General features: G+C 44.1%; 18 protein-coding genes, 1 tRNA gene and 1 pseudogene. 13 read left to right on the forward strand and 7 right to left on the reverse strand.

The annotated features are described in order from the left end of the window. The 7 genes from ACP45E_RS02640 to rnd all read left to right on the forward strand — a co-directional run. The coding region (locus tag ACP45E_RS02640; RefSeq protein WP_141707198.1) for an ATP-dependent DNA helicase at positions 1-708 on the forward strand (708 nt) is incomplete at its 5' end. A 16-nt stretch (positions 709-724) separates the two neighbouring features. Then, a complete protein-coding gene (gene tsaB / locus ACP45E_RS02645; RefSeq protein WP_017033995.1) occupies positions 725-1,432 on the forward strand; it encodes a tRNA (adenosine(37)-N6)-threonylcarbamoyltransferase complex dimerization subunit type 1 TsaB in 708 nt (235 codons plus the stop codon). 59 nt (positions 1,433-1,491) lie between these two features. After that, a complete protein-coding gene (locus tag ACP45E_RS02650; protein ID WP_017033994.1) occupies positions 1,492-1,797 on the forward strand; it encodes a hypothetical protein in 306 nt (101 codons plus the stop codon). A 32-nt stretch (positions 1,798-1,829) separates the two neighbouring features. Next, positions 1,830-2,444, forward strand: coding sequence for a Slp family lipoprotein (locus ACP45E_RS02655; protein ID WP_347229968.1), 615 nt, complete (start codon positions 1,830-1,832; stop codon positions 2,442-2,444). A gap of 72 nt (positions 2,445-2,516) precedes the next feature. Continuing rightward, complete coding sequence (locus tag ACP45E_RS02660; protein WP_017036930.1) at positions 2,517-3,392, forward strand: alpha/beta fold hydrolase; 876 nt, start codon at positions 2,517-2,519, stop codon at positions 3,390-3,392. A gap of 100 nt (positions 3,393-3,492) precedes the next feature. Beyond that, positions 3,493-5,187, forward strand: a complete 1,695-nt coding sequence (gene fadD, locus ACP45E_RS02665; RefSeq protein WP_017033991.1) for a long-chain-fatty-acid--CoA ligase FadD — start codon at positions 3,493-3,495, stop codon at positions 5,185-5,187. Positions 5,188-5,300: 113 nt separating this feature from the next. Next, positions 5,301-6,419, forward strand: a complete 1,119-nt coding sequence (rnd, locus tag ACP45E_RS02670; RefSeq protein WP_017036929.1) for a ribonuclease D — start codon at positions 5,301-5,303, stop codon at positions 6,417-6,419. Between the two features lie 194 nt (positions 6,420-6,613). On the opposite strand, the gene ACP45E_RS02675 is transcribed toward rnd, so the two are convergent. Further along, positions 6,614-6,979 carry a DUF413 domain-containing protein gene (locus tag ACP45E_RS02675; protein ID WP_017036928.1) on the reverse strand — a complete coding sequence of 122 codons (366 nt, stop codon included), beginning with the start codon at positions 6,977-6,979 and terminating at the stop codon, positions 6,614-6,616. Positions 6,980-7,206: 227 nt separating this feature from the next. On the opposite strand from ACP45E_RS02675, the gene ACP45E_RS02680 reads away from it, so the two are divergent. Next, positions 7,207-8,094 carry a LysR family transcriptional regulator gene (locus ACP45E_RS02680; RefSeq protein ID WP_017033988.1) on the forward strand — a complete coding sequence of 296 codons (888 nt, stop codon included), beginning with the start codon at positions 7,207-7,209 and terminating at the stop codon, positions 8,092-8,094. Positions 8,095-8,350: 256 nt separating this feature from the next. Here the strand turns inward: ACP45E_RS02680 and minE are convergent, their stop codons facing one another. From minE to minC, 3 genes are read right to left on the reverse strand one after another with little or no spacing between them, the layout of a single operon-like run. Then, on the reverse strand, positions 8,351-8,614 hold the full coding sequence (gene minE / locus ACP45E_RS02685; protein WP_017033986.1) for a cell division topological specificity factor MinE: 264 nt from the start codon (positions 8,612-8,614) through the stop codon (positions 8,351-8,353). 4 nt (positions 8,615-8,618) lie between these two features. Next, positions 8,619-9,431, reverse strand: a complete 813-nt coding sequence (gene minD / locus ACP45E_RS02690; protein ID WP_017033985.1) for a septum site-determining protein MinD — start codon at positions 9,429-9,431, stop codon at positions 8,619-8,621. 16 nt (positions 9,432-9,447) lie between these two features. Continuing rightward, on the reverse strand, positions 9,448-10,110 hold the full coding sequence (gene minC / locus ACP45E_RS02695) for a septum site-determining protein MinC (protein ID WP_017033984.1): 663 nt from the start codon (positions 10,108-10,110) through the stop codon (positions 9,448-9,450). A gap of 154 nt (positions 10,111-10,264) precedes the next feature. On the opposite strand from minC, the gene ACP45E_RS02700 reads away from it, so the two are divergent. Further along, on the forward strand, positions 10,265-10,540 hold the full coding sequence (locus ACP45E_RS02700) for a YcgL domain-containing protein (protein WP_017036927.1): 276 nt from the start codon (positions 10,265-10,267) through the stop codon (positions 10,538-10,540). Positions 10,541-10,566: 26 nt separating this feature from the next. Further along, entirely contained in the window at positions 10,567-11,538 is a 972-nt protein-coding gene (locus ACP45E_RS02705) for a lytic murein transglycosylase (protein WP_017033982.1), read from the forward strand. A 141-nt stretch (positions 11,539-11,679) separates the two neighbouring features. Here the strand turns inward: ACP45E_RS02705 and folD are convergent, their stop codons facing one another. Further along, the gene (gene folD / locus ACP45E_RS02710; protein ID WP_017033981.1) at positions 11,680-12,540 is read right to left on the reverse strand and encodes a bifunctional methylenetetrahydrofolate dehydrogenase/methenyltetrahydrofolate cyclohydrolase FolD; all 861 of its coding nucleotides are present in this window, start codon (positions 12,538-12,540) and stop codon (positions 11,680-11,682) included. A gap of 199 nt (positions 12,541-12,739) precedes the next feature. On the opposite strand from folD, the gene ACP45E_RS02715 reads away from it, so the two are divergent. Next, positions 12,740-12,816 (forward strand) — tRNA-Arg (locus tag ACP45E_RS02715). A 112-nt stretch (positions 12,817-12,928) separates the two neighbouring features. On the opposite strand, the gene ACP45E_RS02720 is transcribed toward ACP45E_RS02715, so the two are convergent. Then, a complete protein-coding gene (locus tag ACP45E_RS02720; RefSeq protein ID WP_017033980.1) occupies positions 12,929-13,768 on the reverse strand; it encodes a LysR family transcriptional regulator in 840 nt (279 codons plus the stop codon). Positions 13,769-13,885: 117 nt separating this feature from the next. Between ACP45E_RS02720 and ACP45E_RS02725 the strand changes: the two genes are divergently transcribed. Together ACP45E_RS02725 and ACP45E_RS02730 are read left to right on the forward strand one after the other, a co-directional pair. After that, a complete protein-coding gene (locus ACP45E_RS02725; RefSeq protein WP_017033979.1) occupies positions 13,886-14,521 on the forward strand; it encodes a glutathione S-transferase family protein in 636 nt (211 codons plus the stop codon). A gap of 246 nt (positions 14,522-14,767) precedes the next feature. Further along, complete coding sequence (locus tag ACP45E_RS02730; RefSeq protein ID WP_017036926.1) at positions 14,768-15,535, forward strand: siderophore ferric iron reductase; 768 nt, start codon at positions 14,768-14,770, stop codon at positions 15,533-15,535. On the opposite strand, the pseudogene ACP45E_RS02735 reads toward ACP45E_RS02730, so the two are convergent. Next, a pseudogene (locus tag ACP45E_RS02735) lies at positions 15,532-15,687 on the reverse strand (MFS transporter); the annotation flags it as partial. The gene ACP45E_RS02730 and the pseudogene ACP45E_RS02735 overlap by 4 nt on opposite strands.

The following is a 15,687-nucleotide window of genomic DNA, read 5'->3' on the forward strand; positions in this document are numbered from 1 at the left end:
GAGCCTAAACAAAAACTGGCCTTGCCAAGTCCGTTCGATTACCAAACCCAAGCTAAGCTCTGTGTGCCTCGCTACTTGCCTGAGCCCAATAGCCCAGGGATGGCCGATAAACTGGTTGAAGTGCTTGGGCCTGTGATTGAAGAGAATCAAGGTCGCTGCTTTTTCTTGTGTACCTCACACAGCATGATGAGAGAGCTTGGAGAACGATTCAGAGAAACATTAAGTGTGCCAGTGTTGCTTCAAGGTGAAACCAGCAAGCAAAAAACGTTAGCCGAATTTATGGAATTGGGTAATGCATTACTGGTTGCAACGGGGGCATTTTGGGAGGGGATAGATGTTAGAGGAGACGCATTAAGCTGTGTTATCATCGACAAATTACCCTTTACGGCCCCTGATGACCCATTATTAAAAGCACGTATTGAAGATTGTCGCGAGAAAGGGGGCGATCCTTTTGCACAAGTCCAACTGCCAGATGCGGTTATTACTTTGAAGCAGGGCGTCGGGCGTTTGATACGAGATAAAAAAGACCATGGTGCGTTGATTATCTGTGACAATCGCTTAGTAACCAAAGAGTATGGCAGGCTGTTTTTAGCCAGCTTACCGCCAATTCCTAGAACGCGGGATTTAGACAGTGTTCAAGCTTTTTTACGAGGGCTTGACCAACCAACACCTAGTGATATGAATAACAAAGCTAGTGACATTAATTAAATAGATAGAGACATCAATGAGTGTGAAAATTCTTGCTTTAGATACCGCAACCGAAAACTGTTCTGTTGCCCTTATTGTTGGCGAACGCGTATTCGCAAGAAGTGAAGTGGCGCCTAGAGACCATACCAAGAAAATTTTACCTATGGTTGATGACGTATTAAAAGAAGCAGGCCTTACCCTAGGAGATGTCGATGCGCTTGCTTTCGGCAGAGGGCCAGGTAGCTTTACCGGAGTACGTATTGGCATTGGTATTGCACAGGGTTTAGCATTTGGTGCGGATTTACCGATGATTGGTATTTCAACCTTAGCGGCGATGGCGCAAGGCAGTTACCGGAAATATGGTTATAGCAAGGTTGCTTGTGCGATTGATGCTCGAATGAGTGAAGTGTATTGGGGGCGATACAGCCGTCAAGAAAACGGCACTTGGCTAGAAACCGATGCCGAATGTGTGATTGCACCGGATGAATTGGTCAAACAGGTGAAAAGTGATGATGCCATTTGGCATGCAGCGGGTACGGGTTGGGATGCCTATGAAGAAGCATTGCAAGCGTTGCCTTTGGAGCGAGATAATGAAAAAGGTGTGGTGTTGTATCCTGAAGCGGTTGATATCGCTTATCTGGCTCAGATTGAATGGAACAATGGCAATACGGTAGACGCTGAGAATGCAAGCCCCGTTTACCTGCGTGATAAAGTCACATGGAAGAAGCTACCGGGCAGAGAATAAACACTCGTCAGTCAACAACCGAGATAAGGCTAGCGTGCTAGCCTTTAAAAAGGAAAAGTATGGTATCGATAAATGGTTTGCCTCCTTCGATTGTCCCGGGCAGTACTAAAACGAACAAGACGAACAAGAAAAACGAGGTAAAAAAAGGGCAAGTCACCACATCGGTTGGTCAACCTACTCAGGTCGCGAATGCCGTTGCAAATTCAATTCGTCATGTCAACGAATCAGACATCCATCGCGCCCAGGTTCAATACGATTTACCCGAGGGGCAAAGTCGAAAAGCCATGCAAGAATACTTATCAGTGATGACTCAATCCAAGCGAGATGAACTTGCCAAGCTACTTGGTGTCGATATCTATATCTAACGTTATTTTCTCTCTTCATTAAAGAGCTCACTATGAATCTACTATTCTCAAGATCTTTCCTAAGCTCGTTCTCTGTGTCGTTCTCTGTATTGTTACCAAGAGTAAGAGTGGTTATCATCTTTGTGACCATGTTATTGTTGAGTGCGTGCTCAACGTTGCCTGAATCTCTTAGCACTGCTCCTGAGGAAGTGGTCATTTCAGACTACTCCGTTTGGATGAATGCCGAACCTCAAACAGGTCAGTTTGTACGTCTTGGCGGCGTTATTGCGAGCACCACGAACCTGGTGAATAAAACACGTATTGAAGTGGTGAACTTACCGATTAACTCATCAGGAAAGCCAGATATTAATCAAGCGCCTAACGGTCGGTTTGTTGGATATATCGATGGTTTTGTAGAGCCGTTGGCGTATCAAAAGGGCCAGCTGATTACCGTTTTAGGGCAAAGTGATAGCAACGAAAAAATCATGGTGGGTGAATTTGAACAAGTCGTACCGATTATGAGTGTCACTGGGCATCATTTATGGAAAATTCAAGAAAGAGTCGTCATTGATGAAGTGAGGATTTCCCCATATTCATGCCTCGGCCTTCATTGTCGTCAGGTGGAATTTTCTCCTCGTCACGGAAGAGTGATCCAAGAAGTTAGATAACGTCGATTGGAATTAATAGAAGCGGATTCACTCTGTTCGTTTAGGGTTTAACTATTCGTTTAGGGTTTAACTATGCGCCACAATACAATCAATATTGCCGACGGAGAGATCGCCACTTTGGAGTTTGGGTGCGCCGAAACTGCGCATACCACCCTCGTATTTGTTCATGGTTGGCTTGATAACGCGGCCAGTTTTAGTTCTATCCTACCTATGCTAGCAAATCTTGATCAAGGACTGCATCTTTGCGCCATTGATCTTCCCGGGCATGGTTTTTCTAGCCATAAGGGAGCGGGCAATTTTTACCCATTTCATGACTACATCGACGATCTTCACCAGATATTGACTACTTTGTCATCAAACAGGTTGGTGTTGGTGGGACATTCACTTGGTGCATTGATAGCAAGTTGCTATAGTGCCGCGTTTCCTGAACACGTTGCAGGATTAGTTCAGATTGAAGGCTTTGGCCCTCTTGCCGAATCTGCCGACAAAAGCGTTGAACGATTACGTCAAGGCGTGCTAAGCCGACAAAGACTTAGACGCAAACCCAAAAGAACGACCAGTAACCTAGAAGAGATGACCATGCGTCGGGCAACCCTAAATGGGCTTGATAGCCGCTTAATCAGACCCGTGGTTGAACGCGGAATGATTTGCCACCAGGGAGTGTGGCATTGGCGACACGATAGCCGATTACAAAGTGACTCGTTATATCGTATGTCATTGGAACATGCAGCCGCCGTGATTCAGAAGATTCATTGCCCTCAATTGGTTATTTTGGGGGATCAAGGATATGCCCATTTAAAGGACTTCCCGCGTATTTCGAATCTGTTGGACGACGTTGAGGCAATGACTGAAGTGAGTGTTGAGATCATAGATGGCGCACATCACTGTCATTTACAGTCGCCTTCTAGTGTCACCGCTCTAATATTTGGTTTGCTTAACAAAATTTAAACAAGTGTTTGAGTGTTACGTGCTCAAGTGCTTTGGCTGTGCTGTAATAGACGAATAATAATAACGGTCAATCAGCTTGCCGATAATGAGGAACAATACCGTGGAAAAACCTTGGCTCACACGCTACCCAACAGACGTACCAGAAAACATTAACCCTGATCAGTACGCATCTCTCGTTGAGATGTTTGAACAGTCGGTGCAAAAGTTTGCCGATCAACCCGCCTTTATGAACATGGGCTCGGTGATGACATTCCGCAAACTTGAAGAACGTAGCCGTGCTTTTTCGGCGTACCTACAAAATGAACTTAAGCTAAAAAAAGGCGATCGTGTCGCACTGATGATGCCAAACCTGCTTCAATATCCAGTCGCGCTATTTGGTGTGTTGAGAGCAGGGATGATTGCCGTCAATGTGAACCCACTTTACACCCCACGAGAGCTCGAACATCAGCTCATTGATGCAGACGCAAAAGCCATCGTGATCGTCTCTAACTTTGCGAATACCTTAGAGCAGGTTGTCGATAAAACACCGGTAAAGCATGTGGTATTGACCAGTTTGGGTCAAATGCTCCCTCGCGCAAAAGGGACCATTGTTGATTTTGTGGTGAAGTACGTAAAAGGCATGGTACCGAAATACAATTTGCCGGGTGCTATTTCTATGCGTCAAGCGCTTCACAAAGGGCGCAGACTTCAATACGTGAAGCCTCATATGTCGGGTGAAGATATCGCGTTCTTGCAATACACGGGTGGTACGACGGGTGTTGCCAAAGGGGCGATTTTGACCCATCGCAATATGATTGCCAATGTCATGCAGGCGAAAGGCGCGTATGGCCCTGTATTGGCAGACGGTCGTGAACTGGTTGTGACTGCGCTACCGCTTTACCATATTTTTGCGCTCACTGTGAACTGTTTGCTGTTTTTAGAAATTGGTGGAAGTAACCTTCTTATCACCAATCCTAGAGATATTCCGGGCTTTATTAAAGAGCTGCAGAAATATCAATTTACTGCGATCACAGGCGTAAACACATTATTCAATGCGTTAGTCAATAATGAAGACTTTAATGAGCTCGATTTCAGTAATTTGCGATTGTCTGTGGGTGGCGGCATGGCGGTTCAACGTGTCGTGGCCGAAAAATGGAAGAAGATATCCGGTTGTTACTTACTGGAAGGTTACGGCCTGACAGAATGTGCACCACTGGTTGCAGCATACCCTTATGATCTCACTGAGTACAACGGTTCTATTGGTCTACCAGTACCATCGACGGAAGTTCGTATTGTGGACGACGAAGGCAAACTGTTGTCAAACACTGACGTTGGGGAGCTGCAAGTTCGAGGCCCTCAGGTTATGCAAGGCTACTGGCAGCGCCCTGAAGCAACCAAAGAGGTGATTAACGCTGAAGGTTGGTTATCAACCGGCGACATCGTTAAGTTTGACGATCAAGGCTTCCTACATATTGTTGACCGAAAGAAAGACATGATTTTGGTGTCTGGTTTTAACGTCTATCCAAATGAGATTGAAGATGTTGTCGCGTCTCATGGCAAGGTGTTAGAAGTGGCGGCGATAGGCCAAGAGCATGAAGTATCAGGCGAAATAGTGAAAATCTATGTAGTGAAGCGTGATCCTAGCTTAACCAAAGAAGAAGTGATCGCTCACTGTCGTGAACAGCTGACAGGCTATAAAGTCCCTAAGTTGGTTGAGTTTAAAGAAGAACTACCGAAAACGAACGTCGGCAAAATACTGCGCCGTGTTTTACGCGAAGAAAATGATGCTCAATTAGCGCAAAGAGAAAGTGCGTAATAACCCATAGCCCTGGCGACAACTTGTCAGAAACTTAATTGGGAATAGTGTTAGAATGCCGACATTATTGTCGGCATTTTTATTGCCTCTACAAAAACATTAGCGAGTACTTTGTGAACTATCAAATCATTACCCAACCGTCCGATTTAGAGCGTGTCTGCCAACAAGCACAGCAGTCTGATGTTGTGATGCTTGATACAGAGTTCGTGAGAGTTCGAACTTTTTACCCTTTATTGGGCTTAATCCAGTTGTTCGATGGAGAGCAGTTGTCTCTGATCGATCCTACGGTTTTCGATGACATGTCACCATTCGTTGCCTTGTTGAAAGATACTTCTGTACTTAAAGTTCTGCACGCTTGCGGTGAAGACCTTGAGGTGTTCCAGAACGCTTTTGGTTGCACGCCTTTTCCAATGGTCGATACACAGATTATGGCGGCATTCTTGGGTCATGGTTTGTCTACTGGGTTTGCAAGTCTTGTTAGTGAGTATATTGGTGTTGAATTGGATAAAAGTGAGTCACGCACGGATTGGATGGCGCGACCATTGAGTGTTAAGCAGCTTGAATACGCGGCCGCTGATGTTTTTTATCTCTTCCCTCTGTATGAAAAGCTTCAAGAAAAAACCATGCATGCTGGTTGGTGGGATGCAGCGTTAGAAGAGTCTGCACATCTGGTGAGCAAACGAATTAAAGACATTGATAGCAATAACGTTTATCGAGATATCAAAGGGGCGTGGCAGTTGAAACCGAAGCAGCTTGCCATCTTAAAACCGCTAGCCACATGGCGTTATAAAGAAGCAAAGAAACGAGATTTGGCGTTAAACTTTGTCTTTAAAGAAACCGACTTATTGTTGGTTGCCCGCGATGCAATAACCAGTATGCAGCAGATGGAGCAAGAAGGGATCGATTTTCGCTCGGTACGTCGCCATGGGGCGCGTTTAGTGAGTATGGTTAAATCAGCACAGCAAACACCGGAAGATGAATATCCAGCGCCTATCGATCGTTTAATGGACCATCCCGGATACAAGCAGCTATTTAAACATTTAAAAGATGAAGTCAAAAAAACATCGACTCAATCTGGGCTGGCCACTGAATTCTTAGCGTCTAAAAAGCAGTTGAATCAGCTGCTGAGTTGGGTATGGAAAAATGACCGGGATCCGAGTAGATTACCGGATGTGATGCAAGGTTGGCGACTTGAATTGATGGGCGAAAACCTCAACAAATTGGTTAAGTAGCGTAAGTCGTTTGTATCAACAGATCTCGATGTAGCGAAAAGCAGTATCACTTAGTAAATAAATAAGTAAATAAGTAAATAAATAAGCAGATAAGCAGTAAGGCAGTTAACGTTCCAAAGTGGGGGCAATGGAACGTTAAGCGCATTAGACGGGCTTTATGGTGCAGGCAGTAGAAAGATTAATGAGAGGAAATGTTAGGCGACGTCGAGTGCCTCATCATCCATTGAATAATCAGTCTCCATCGCTGACATTTGAAAATTGCTACGGCTATTAAGGGTGTGAAAAGATTTTCGATCCCTAGCCAATCGAATGTATTTTAGCCATACATGTTCGAGTTTGGTTTTCGCTTTTGCTGGGTGTTTAAGAACCTTTAAAAAGTGTTTTTCGTCTGCGTTTTCAGGCAGTAATTCACCACTTTCAAGCGCTAGCATAGTTTCACCAAACGTCATTAAGAGTTCGTTTTCAAGTAAAGTAAAATCACCTGACTTGGCAAACCCTCTGGGAAACTTAACCATGTCGAAAAACCGTTTTTTACCGTGGCGAAATTGAATGTCAGTCATAGAGACCTCAGAAAGCAACAAATAATGATGGAAAGAGGCTTAAAAGACACGCTGTCATTTAAGCGCCTATTAACTTCAATTGAAGAATAGGATATTGAAGTTAATGATGAAAACGAATTGTTTTTGTCGAATAGATAAAAAATTTTTATGATTTTCTGGCCGTTTACACCCCCAGTTAAATAGGTGGTCGTGCCGTACAATTCTTTTATTTTAAGTGTGAACAAACTATGGATGTGAAAGTATTTCAGACCTTTTTAGAAGTTGCGAAAGAAAAACATTTTGGACGAGCTTCTGAAAACCTATATATCACTCAGGCGGCAGTAAGTGCACGAATTAAACAGCTTGAAGAATATTTTGACGTTAAACTGTTTATTCGTCATCGCAACAACATCCAACTGACTTCTGCGGGCCAGCGTTTGCTGGGTTATGCTGAAACGATGGTTTCCACCTTAAAGCAAGCCAGTTTTGAACTGTCACTTGAGAGCAATAAAACCAAACAGTTGCTCATTGGTGGGACCCCCAATATCTGGGATGCGTACTTACAAAATGGCTTAAGTGTATTAACCGGCTCATTGGATGGTTATGGCTTTTCGGCGGAATCTTTAGGCCGTGAGCAACTGCATAGAAATTTACTAGAGCATTCTCTAGATATCGCGTTTTCTTTTGACCCATTTAAATTAGAGGAATTCTGTCATCATCAAATAGCAGAGCTGACCCTGATTTTGGTCTCGACAGAACCGTCATCGGCTGAGAGCGCCTTTAGTAATAAATACGTGTATGTTGACTGGGGGACTCGTTTTACTTTCGAACACGCTGACAGACACCCCAATATCCCAGCCCCATATCTTAGAACATCGACAGGTAGAATCGCCCTCGACTTTATTTTAGAGAAAGGTGGATGCGCCTATTTACCGTTGTCTTTGGCAGAGCCGTTCCTTGAGGCTGAGCAGTTATACCGAGTCGCAGATACAGATGAGTGGTCTCGTCCTATTTATATGAATTATAGAAAGAACAGTTATGTGGTTGAGTCTATTGAACGAGTCCGGGCACTTGTCGATACCATTAAGCCAACCAGCTCCTACCTTGTGCAGCAAGTCGGTGAAGGGATGGAGTAAAGTTCGTTCTCAAAAATAATAGATCAAGCCGCTGAGTGGACCACATTAAGAATACGAATGTGACCCACTCAGCGGCTTTTTTGTCTATTCAACCTGTCGAGGGGGGGCGTTTCGGAAAATACATAAACAAAAGCCTCTAACAAAAGAGGCTCATAAACACGACACAGCTGCATTGAAACAATAACGGACCAAGTGGCTCATTTACTAAGTAGCTAAGTAGCTAAGTAGCCAAGCAAGTAAGTAACTGATCTACCTATTATTTTTCTTCATCTGGAAGTTTTACATTCAGCTCAAGTACTGAGATGTCGTCATCTTTATGCTCAAAGCTTAACTCAACCATTGAAGGATCGACTTCTACGTACTTTGCAATCACCTTAAGAATATCTTCTTTTAATTGTGGTAAGTAAGAAGGCGAAGGATCGTTGTGGCTACGTCGTTCGGCCACAATAATTTGTAAGCGCTCTTTGGCTAGATTGGCCGAGTTCTTTTTTTGAGGGCGGAAAAATTCTAACAATGACATGTGCTTAACCTCCGAATAGTCGCTTAAAGATTCCTTTCTTTTCCTCGACTATAAAGCGGAATTCCACTTGTTCGCCGAGTAAGCGCTCTACTGTATCGTTATAAGCACAGCCTGCATCTGACTCTTCATCAAAAATCACAGGGACACCTTTGTTCGACGCATTGAGAACGGCTTGGCTCTCAGGGATAACCCCAAGAAGTGGAATGTGCAGAATTTCTTCCACATCTTCCACGCTGAGCATTTCGCCCAATGTAACACGCGCTGGATTGTAACGAGTGAGTAATAAGTGCTGCTTAACCGGTGGCAAGCCTTCTTCTGCACGACGTGATTTAGAATCCAAGATACCAAGAATACGGTCAGAATCTCGAACCGAAGACACCTCTGGGTTCGTGGTAACAATGGCTTCATCGGCAAAATACAGCGCCATGAGAGCGCCTTGCTCAATACCTGCTGGTGAGTCACAAATAATGAAATCAAACCCCATTTCATCTAACTGATCGAAGACTCGGCGCACACCTTCTTTGGTTAAAGCATCTTTATCACGAGTTTGTGATGCAGGTAAAATGAACAGATTTTCAGCTCTTTTATCCTTGATTAACGCTTGATTTAATGTCGCTTCACCGTTGATCACATTAACAAAGTCATAAACGACACGGCGTTCACAGCCCATGATCAAATCAAGATTTCTTAAACCAATATCAAAGTCAATAACAGCGGTTTTTTGTCCTTTGAGTGCCAGCCCTGATGCGATGGCGGAACTTGAAGTCGTTTTACCTACGCCACCTTTACCTGACGTGACAACAATAATGCGAGCCATGGTTTTTCCTTTTTAATTATAGTGTGAGTGTTTCAAGCGTCAGTGAATCATTATCCATGCTGATCATGACTTTCTTCTGCCAAAACGTCTCTTCAATCTTATCGCTCAACCAGTAGTTCCCTGAAATCGACACCAGTTCAGCTTGTAAATCGTTGCAAAATATTCTTGCTTGTTGTTGCCCATTCGCACCGGCAATGGCGCGCCCACGAAGTGTTCCATGAATATGAATAGAACCATCGGCGATAACTTCTGCACCCGCACTTACGTGGTTTAAAATGACTAAGTCGCCATCCTTTGCATACACCTGTTGCCCTGAGCGTACAGGTGTACGAATCACAGTGGGCGGAGCCATCTGCGCGGGAGCTTGAGCTCGTGTATTGGTCGCGGACATAACCGCAAACCCAGCGTCTGTTGCTAGGTTTTGAAGTCGCTTATCTTTACTGCCAGTGATCCCTACTGGAATCATTCCAACCTCTTCAATGCCCATTTTTAATGTGGTGAAATCGATATCCCCTTCTACTTTCGCAATATTGATAACAACGGGAGCAGAGGTGAAGAAAGCAGGGGCTTGCGACACTTTTTCTTTAAGAAATGTAACTGTTTTAGTGACTTCGTTATCAGAAAGATGTAACACTGACAAAGTGAAGCTGCTGCCTTTTAAATCGGGAGTATTGGACATTATATTTTTCTGCCTTTACTGAAACGGCATTGCCTGAAGCTGAGGGTCTCATGTTATATTTCATGACTTGTGACGGCAAGTGCTGTTGCGGTTAATTTTCAAAACTCTAACGTTATTTAAATGAATGACTCAACATTTAATCAAAAGGCGACTTATGCTTTGTTCTATATATAAAAGTTCTAAGAAAGAAGGGACTTACCTGTACATCCCGAAGAAGGATGATTTTTCACAAGTTCCTGACACCTTGATGCAAATGTTCGGTAAACCTATATTTGTGATGGTGATAAAACTGGATAAGCATAAACTGGCTCAAGGGAACAGAGAAAAGGTGCAAAAATCGTTGGATGACGAAGGCTTTTTCTTGCAACTGCCACCACCCCAAGAGAATTTGCTCGATAAATATAAAGAACAAAAAGCACAACAAAAATAGTGCGAAGATTGCTCAAGGAGGGCAGTTTGAAAAAAATTCTATCAGTATTACTAGGTTTAGGTTTGTCATGCTCGGCAATAGCCAATGAACTGAGTTTTGAACAATACGTTGAGAAGTTAAAGGAAGAAGCGATAGAGCAGGGCATTTCGCCTGACATGGTCACTCGCGCTTTTGAAAAGGTTACTTTCAAGCCTCGAGCTGTGACGGCTGATAGAAACCAACCAGAGAAGAAACTCACGCTTGACGAATACATTCCAAGAGCGGTTCCTGATTGGAAAGTGAAACAGGCGAAAGACTTATACAACAAGCACTATGCCGATCTCAAGCGTATTGGTGATGAGTATGGTGTGCAGCCACAGTACATTGTTGCTTTGTGGGGCGTTGAAAGTAACTTCGGTAAATTTACCGGTAATTACAGTGTCATTGATGCATTAACCACACTGGCGTACGAAGGGCGCAGAGAAGCGTTCTTTCGTAAAGAGGCAATGGCGGCATTAACCATTTTAGATGAAGGCCACATAACCCCTGAAGCGATGAAAGGTTCTTGGGCGGGTGCGATGGGTCAGTGTCAGTTTATGCCAAGCTCCTTTTTGGCTTTTGCTGCAGACGGCAATGGTGATGGAAAGAAAGATATCTGGAACACAAAGGCTGATGTGTTCGCATCAACAGCCAATTACTTAAGCCAATCGGGTTGGGATGATACCTACACCTGGGGGCGTCAAGTTCAGGTGCCAGAATCGGTGGATATTCAGTTGCAAGGCCGAACTGCCGATAAAGGCAAGTACATCCAGCAATGGAGTGAACTAGGCATCACCCGATATGACGGTAGCCCATTACCCAAGCTCGATACCGATATTAAAGCATGGCTAATTATGCCTGATGACTACAAAGGCCGTACTTATCTGGTCTACAACAATTACAACGTTCTCATGAAGTGGAACCGATCTTACTACTTTGCGCTCGCAGTGAGCCACTTAGCAGACCGTATTACGTATTAAAAGCACGTCAAACACAAAAGGCTCCTATGAAGGAGCCTTTTTATTGCATAGAGCTTCTTGTTATCGAGCCCTGCTTCTATCGTTCATTTCTCTAGATAGTTTATATCTCTAAACAGCGAATATATCTAAATAGCTCTGAGCTTACTTTTCAGTATGGAATTGTTCACAAGCAATCATCGTATTTTCAATAAGGCTGGCAACGGTCATAGGGCCGACTCCACCGGGTACTGGAGTGATGTAGCTAGCGTTTTCTTTTGCGGCATCATATTCCACATCGCCAACAAGCTTGCCCGACTCTAAGCGGTTAATACCGACATCAACCACAATCGCGCCTTTCTTAATCCAGGCACCAGGAACAAAGTTGGGTTTACCCACCGCCACGACGACAACATCAGCTTGACGTACATGCCCTTCAAGATCTTTCGTAAAGCGATGACAAGTCGTTGTCGTACAACCTGCCAACAAAAGCTCTAATGTCATCGGTCTGCCGACAATGTTTGATGCTCCAACAACAACGGCATGTTTACCGCGAAGATCGATATTGTAACGATCGAGAAGCGTGATAATACCTTTTGGTGTGCATGAGCGTAGTTTAGGAATACGCTGAGCCAAGCGACCGACGTTGTATGGGTGGAAACCATCGACGTCTTTTTCAGGAATGATGCTTTCAAGAACATGGGTCGCATCGATTCCTGCAGGAAGAGGCAGTTGAACCAGAATGCCATCGATTTCAGGATCATTGTTTAGCTGTTCAACCAGTGCAAGCAATTCACTTTCAGAGGCCGTCGGTGGCAGGTCGTAAGACTTAGACACAAACCCAACTTCTTCACAGGCGCGTCGTTTGCTACCTACATAAACCTGAGAAGCCGGGTCTTCACCCACGAGCACTACAGCAAGCCCTGGAGCCCTTAAACCGGCGTTCACTCGTGCTTTTACACGGGCTGAAACTTCTGAGCGAACGGTTTGAGAGATAAGTGTTCCGTCGATATTTTGAGCAGTCATGACGTTCCTTCATTCTGATAGTCAATTCTTATAAAACTATTGTCGCAGAATTTACGGTTAACATCCATAAGCAAACGTTTGCGTCTAGCGCGAATTGTGGTTTTTATAGCCGCATGACTCTTTTTTAAACACTTAACCAACAAAGTGGAATAAACCCATTGCTTTACTCATTTCTATTCGTATAATTCTTTCCTGTAGCGCGCCCTTAGCTCAGCTGGATAGAGCACGTCCCTTCTAAGGATGTGGTCAGAGGTTCGAATCCTCTAGGGCGTGCCATATTCTATAAGGCCTGACGACTTTTTAAGTTGTCAGGCCTTTGTTGTTTTTGGCGTCTTTACTCAAGTCTTTACTCAGATCTGTAGTCAAGTAAGCGAAGAGCTAGAAAGGCCTAAATGAGATTCTTGAACGCCTTACTGATCTTTTGTAGCGCAATGTTATCAAGTAGGGGATGAAAAGAAGCGGCTGATACCAACACAATGTCCACGGATGGCAACGGAGGCATATCGTCTAGAATCTTAAGGTCATTGGACACGCTTATCTTACCCATCGCTCCTATCCCCATTCTTTCCCTAACAATAGCGCGTTGAGCGGATGCCGTATTGCAGCAAGCCAGCAATTGATAGGCAGTTCCTCGTTTTATTAACCCCTCGACCGCCGCTGCGTGGTAATTGCAGTCTGATTGAAACAGTGCCAACGGGATAGGTTTAGTGTCGTCGATAGAAAAGTCGTGATGTGAAATCCAAACCCCTTGATCTCGTGCAAGCCAATACCCTTCTTCGCTCTCGGCTAACCGAGTGAGAATCGCGGCATCCAGCTTTCCGTCATCAAGCCATTCTCTTAACGTTAAACTGGGCTGACTGAACACTTGTATGGAACAAGTCGGTTCAGACTCTTGAAGTAAACGAATCACTTTTGGCAGAATACTGTCGTTGTAATCTTCTGGACACCCAAGGCGAAGTGGGTGTTTGTTTTTGTAGCGTTTCACTTGTTTAAGTGCGGTATTATGCATGTTGACTAAATGCTCTGCATGAGCTCTAAGGGCGAGCCCTGCTTCACTTAATACGAGGTTTCGTCCTTCTTTTTCGAACAACTTAACACTGAGCTCATCTTCCAGTTTTCGCATTTGAGCGCTAAAAGCGGATTGAGTACGGTTAATCTGTTTAGCCGCTCGAGTAAAGCTGCCAGTGTCGCCAAAGGCGAGAAAACTCTTTAGAGCATCAAAGTCCATGTTGAACGTTTATCCATCGGTTTAATAAATAGGTTGTATCGAAACTATCCGTTAGTTATTCAGAAAACAATCCCCTAAGCTGAGTTTTCTAATCAAAGGAACAGGCAGGAGGCCTAGATGAAACTCATTATCGGTAACCAAAATTATTCAAGCTGGTCATTACGTGCATGGCTTATATTTGCTCAATACGATGTAAATATTGAAGTCTCGAAACTCAAACTTTACACCGAAGAATTCTATCAAAAACTGAGTGGTGTGACTCCTGCAGGTAAAGTCCCTGTGCTGATAGACAATGGGGTGTCCATTTGGGATTCTCTCGCTATTTTGGAATATGTGAATGAAGCTTTTCTCGAAGGGAAAGCGTGGCCTGAAGATAGATATTTGAGAGCTCAAGCTCGTGCCATTTCTGCTGAAATGCATTCGGGGTTCATGAGTTTACGTAGTGAGCTACCGATGAATTGCCGAGCAAATAGAAAAGTGGAACTGAGTCCTGAAGCGATAAATGAGATAGCTCGGGTTGAGCAGTTATGGTCAGCTCAAATGGCGTGTTACCCTGGTGGGTGGCTGTTCGGTGAGTGGTCCATTGCCGATGCGATGTATGCTCCTCTCGCCCTCCGTTTTCAGTCGTATGGTGTTGAGTTATCTGCCCAGGCTAAACAATACCAAATTAAAGTACTGAACAGCTCTGCAGTGAAACGTTGGCTTGCTGAAGCCAATGAAGAAACTGAGGTGGTAAAAGAAGCAGAACGATAAGTAATATGGTGTGAATATATCTTTTAAAGCAGGTTTAGACCTCTAGAGTAGTGGGTAACAGGCATAGCGGGTGGTCAAATAAATGATCACCATCGTTTAGCTCGGAAAGATACGTAAGTATTGCTCTTTTGAACGATGGGGCTGCCCATATCTGATATTTGCCACCCCAAACGTAATGATAATCAATTGCATTTGGGGTGGGTTATATTTACTCTAGGTACTTCTTCGTTATATTGACTTCTTTTTATGCCTCAAGATTTTTTCATGAATCAATTGTTTGAATTTTCTAAGCAGATAACGCCTTACCTTGCTGGAAAATTAGAATCGCTACCCAACAACCCACAACAACACGGCATTATTCATTTTGATCACAACAGCAGTCTGCTTATTCAAGATCTCTATGAAAGCATCGCGAAAAATTCGCCTGAAGCGGGCAAGGCGTACTGGTTAACGCGAACATGGGATTTACTGTGTTGGCAGCCACTGTATCTTTCGTTTGTCTCTGTTTATGCTTGTCAGGCACTGCCAGATCTTAAGCGTATCGCTCAATTTGTTCAGAATGACTTTGTTGCTGGCTACCAATTTGAAACGTCTGATCATACTCATGGTGACCAAAGTGCATTGATAGCGTTAGCAGGCCAAGATCTACAAACGTTGTTTGAGCATTACCGAAATGAAATGAGTGAGTGGACGAGAATTAGACCGGGATTTACCCACCATCTGTTAGCCGATGGAATACTACGCTGCATTGTAAAGCTGAAAAAGTACGCGCCTGAACTGACGTATCATTACCTGTTTGAGCAAGCGAAATTATGGCTTTCTGCATGTGGCCTTCCTGAACAACTGACTCAGTCTTTAAGCATTGACCCTGCCACCAATGAATTGAAGTTTGTTCGAACCAGTTGTTGTCTAGTTTACAAATGTGCAGGGCGGAAACTGTGTTCCGACTGCCCGAGAGCTATTGAGAATAAAAGAGTTCCTAACGTACCTAACAGAATAAAGTCGACGCTCTAATTCGCGTTGGGTTGAATCGTTTTTTTCAATCGAGAAATGATCACGATAGAGAAAGAGAGCATCACGCAAATGGCGATAGGGTAGCTGGGTGACAGTGTTGAGGTCACCGCCAGCAAAGACGCCAAGCCATACCCTAATGTATGCGACATAGA

Origin of the sequence: Vibrio genomosp. F10 str. 9ZD137 (genome assembly GCF_049974785.1) — a bacterium.
Classification (GTDB): domain Bacteria; phylum Pseudomonadota; class Gammaproteobacteria; order Enterobacterales; family Vibrionaceae; genus Vibrio.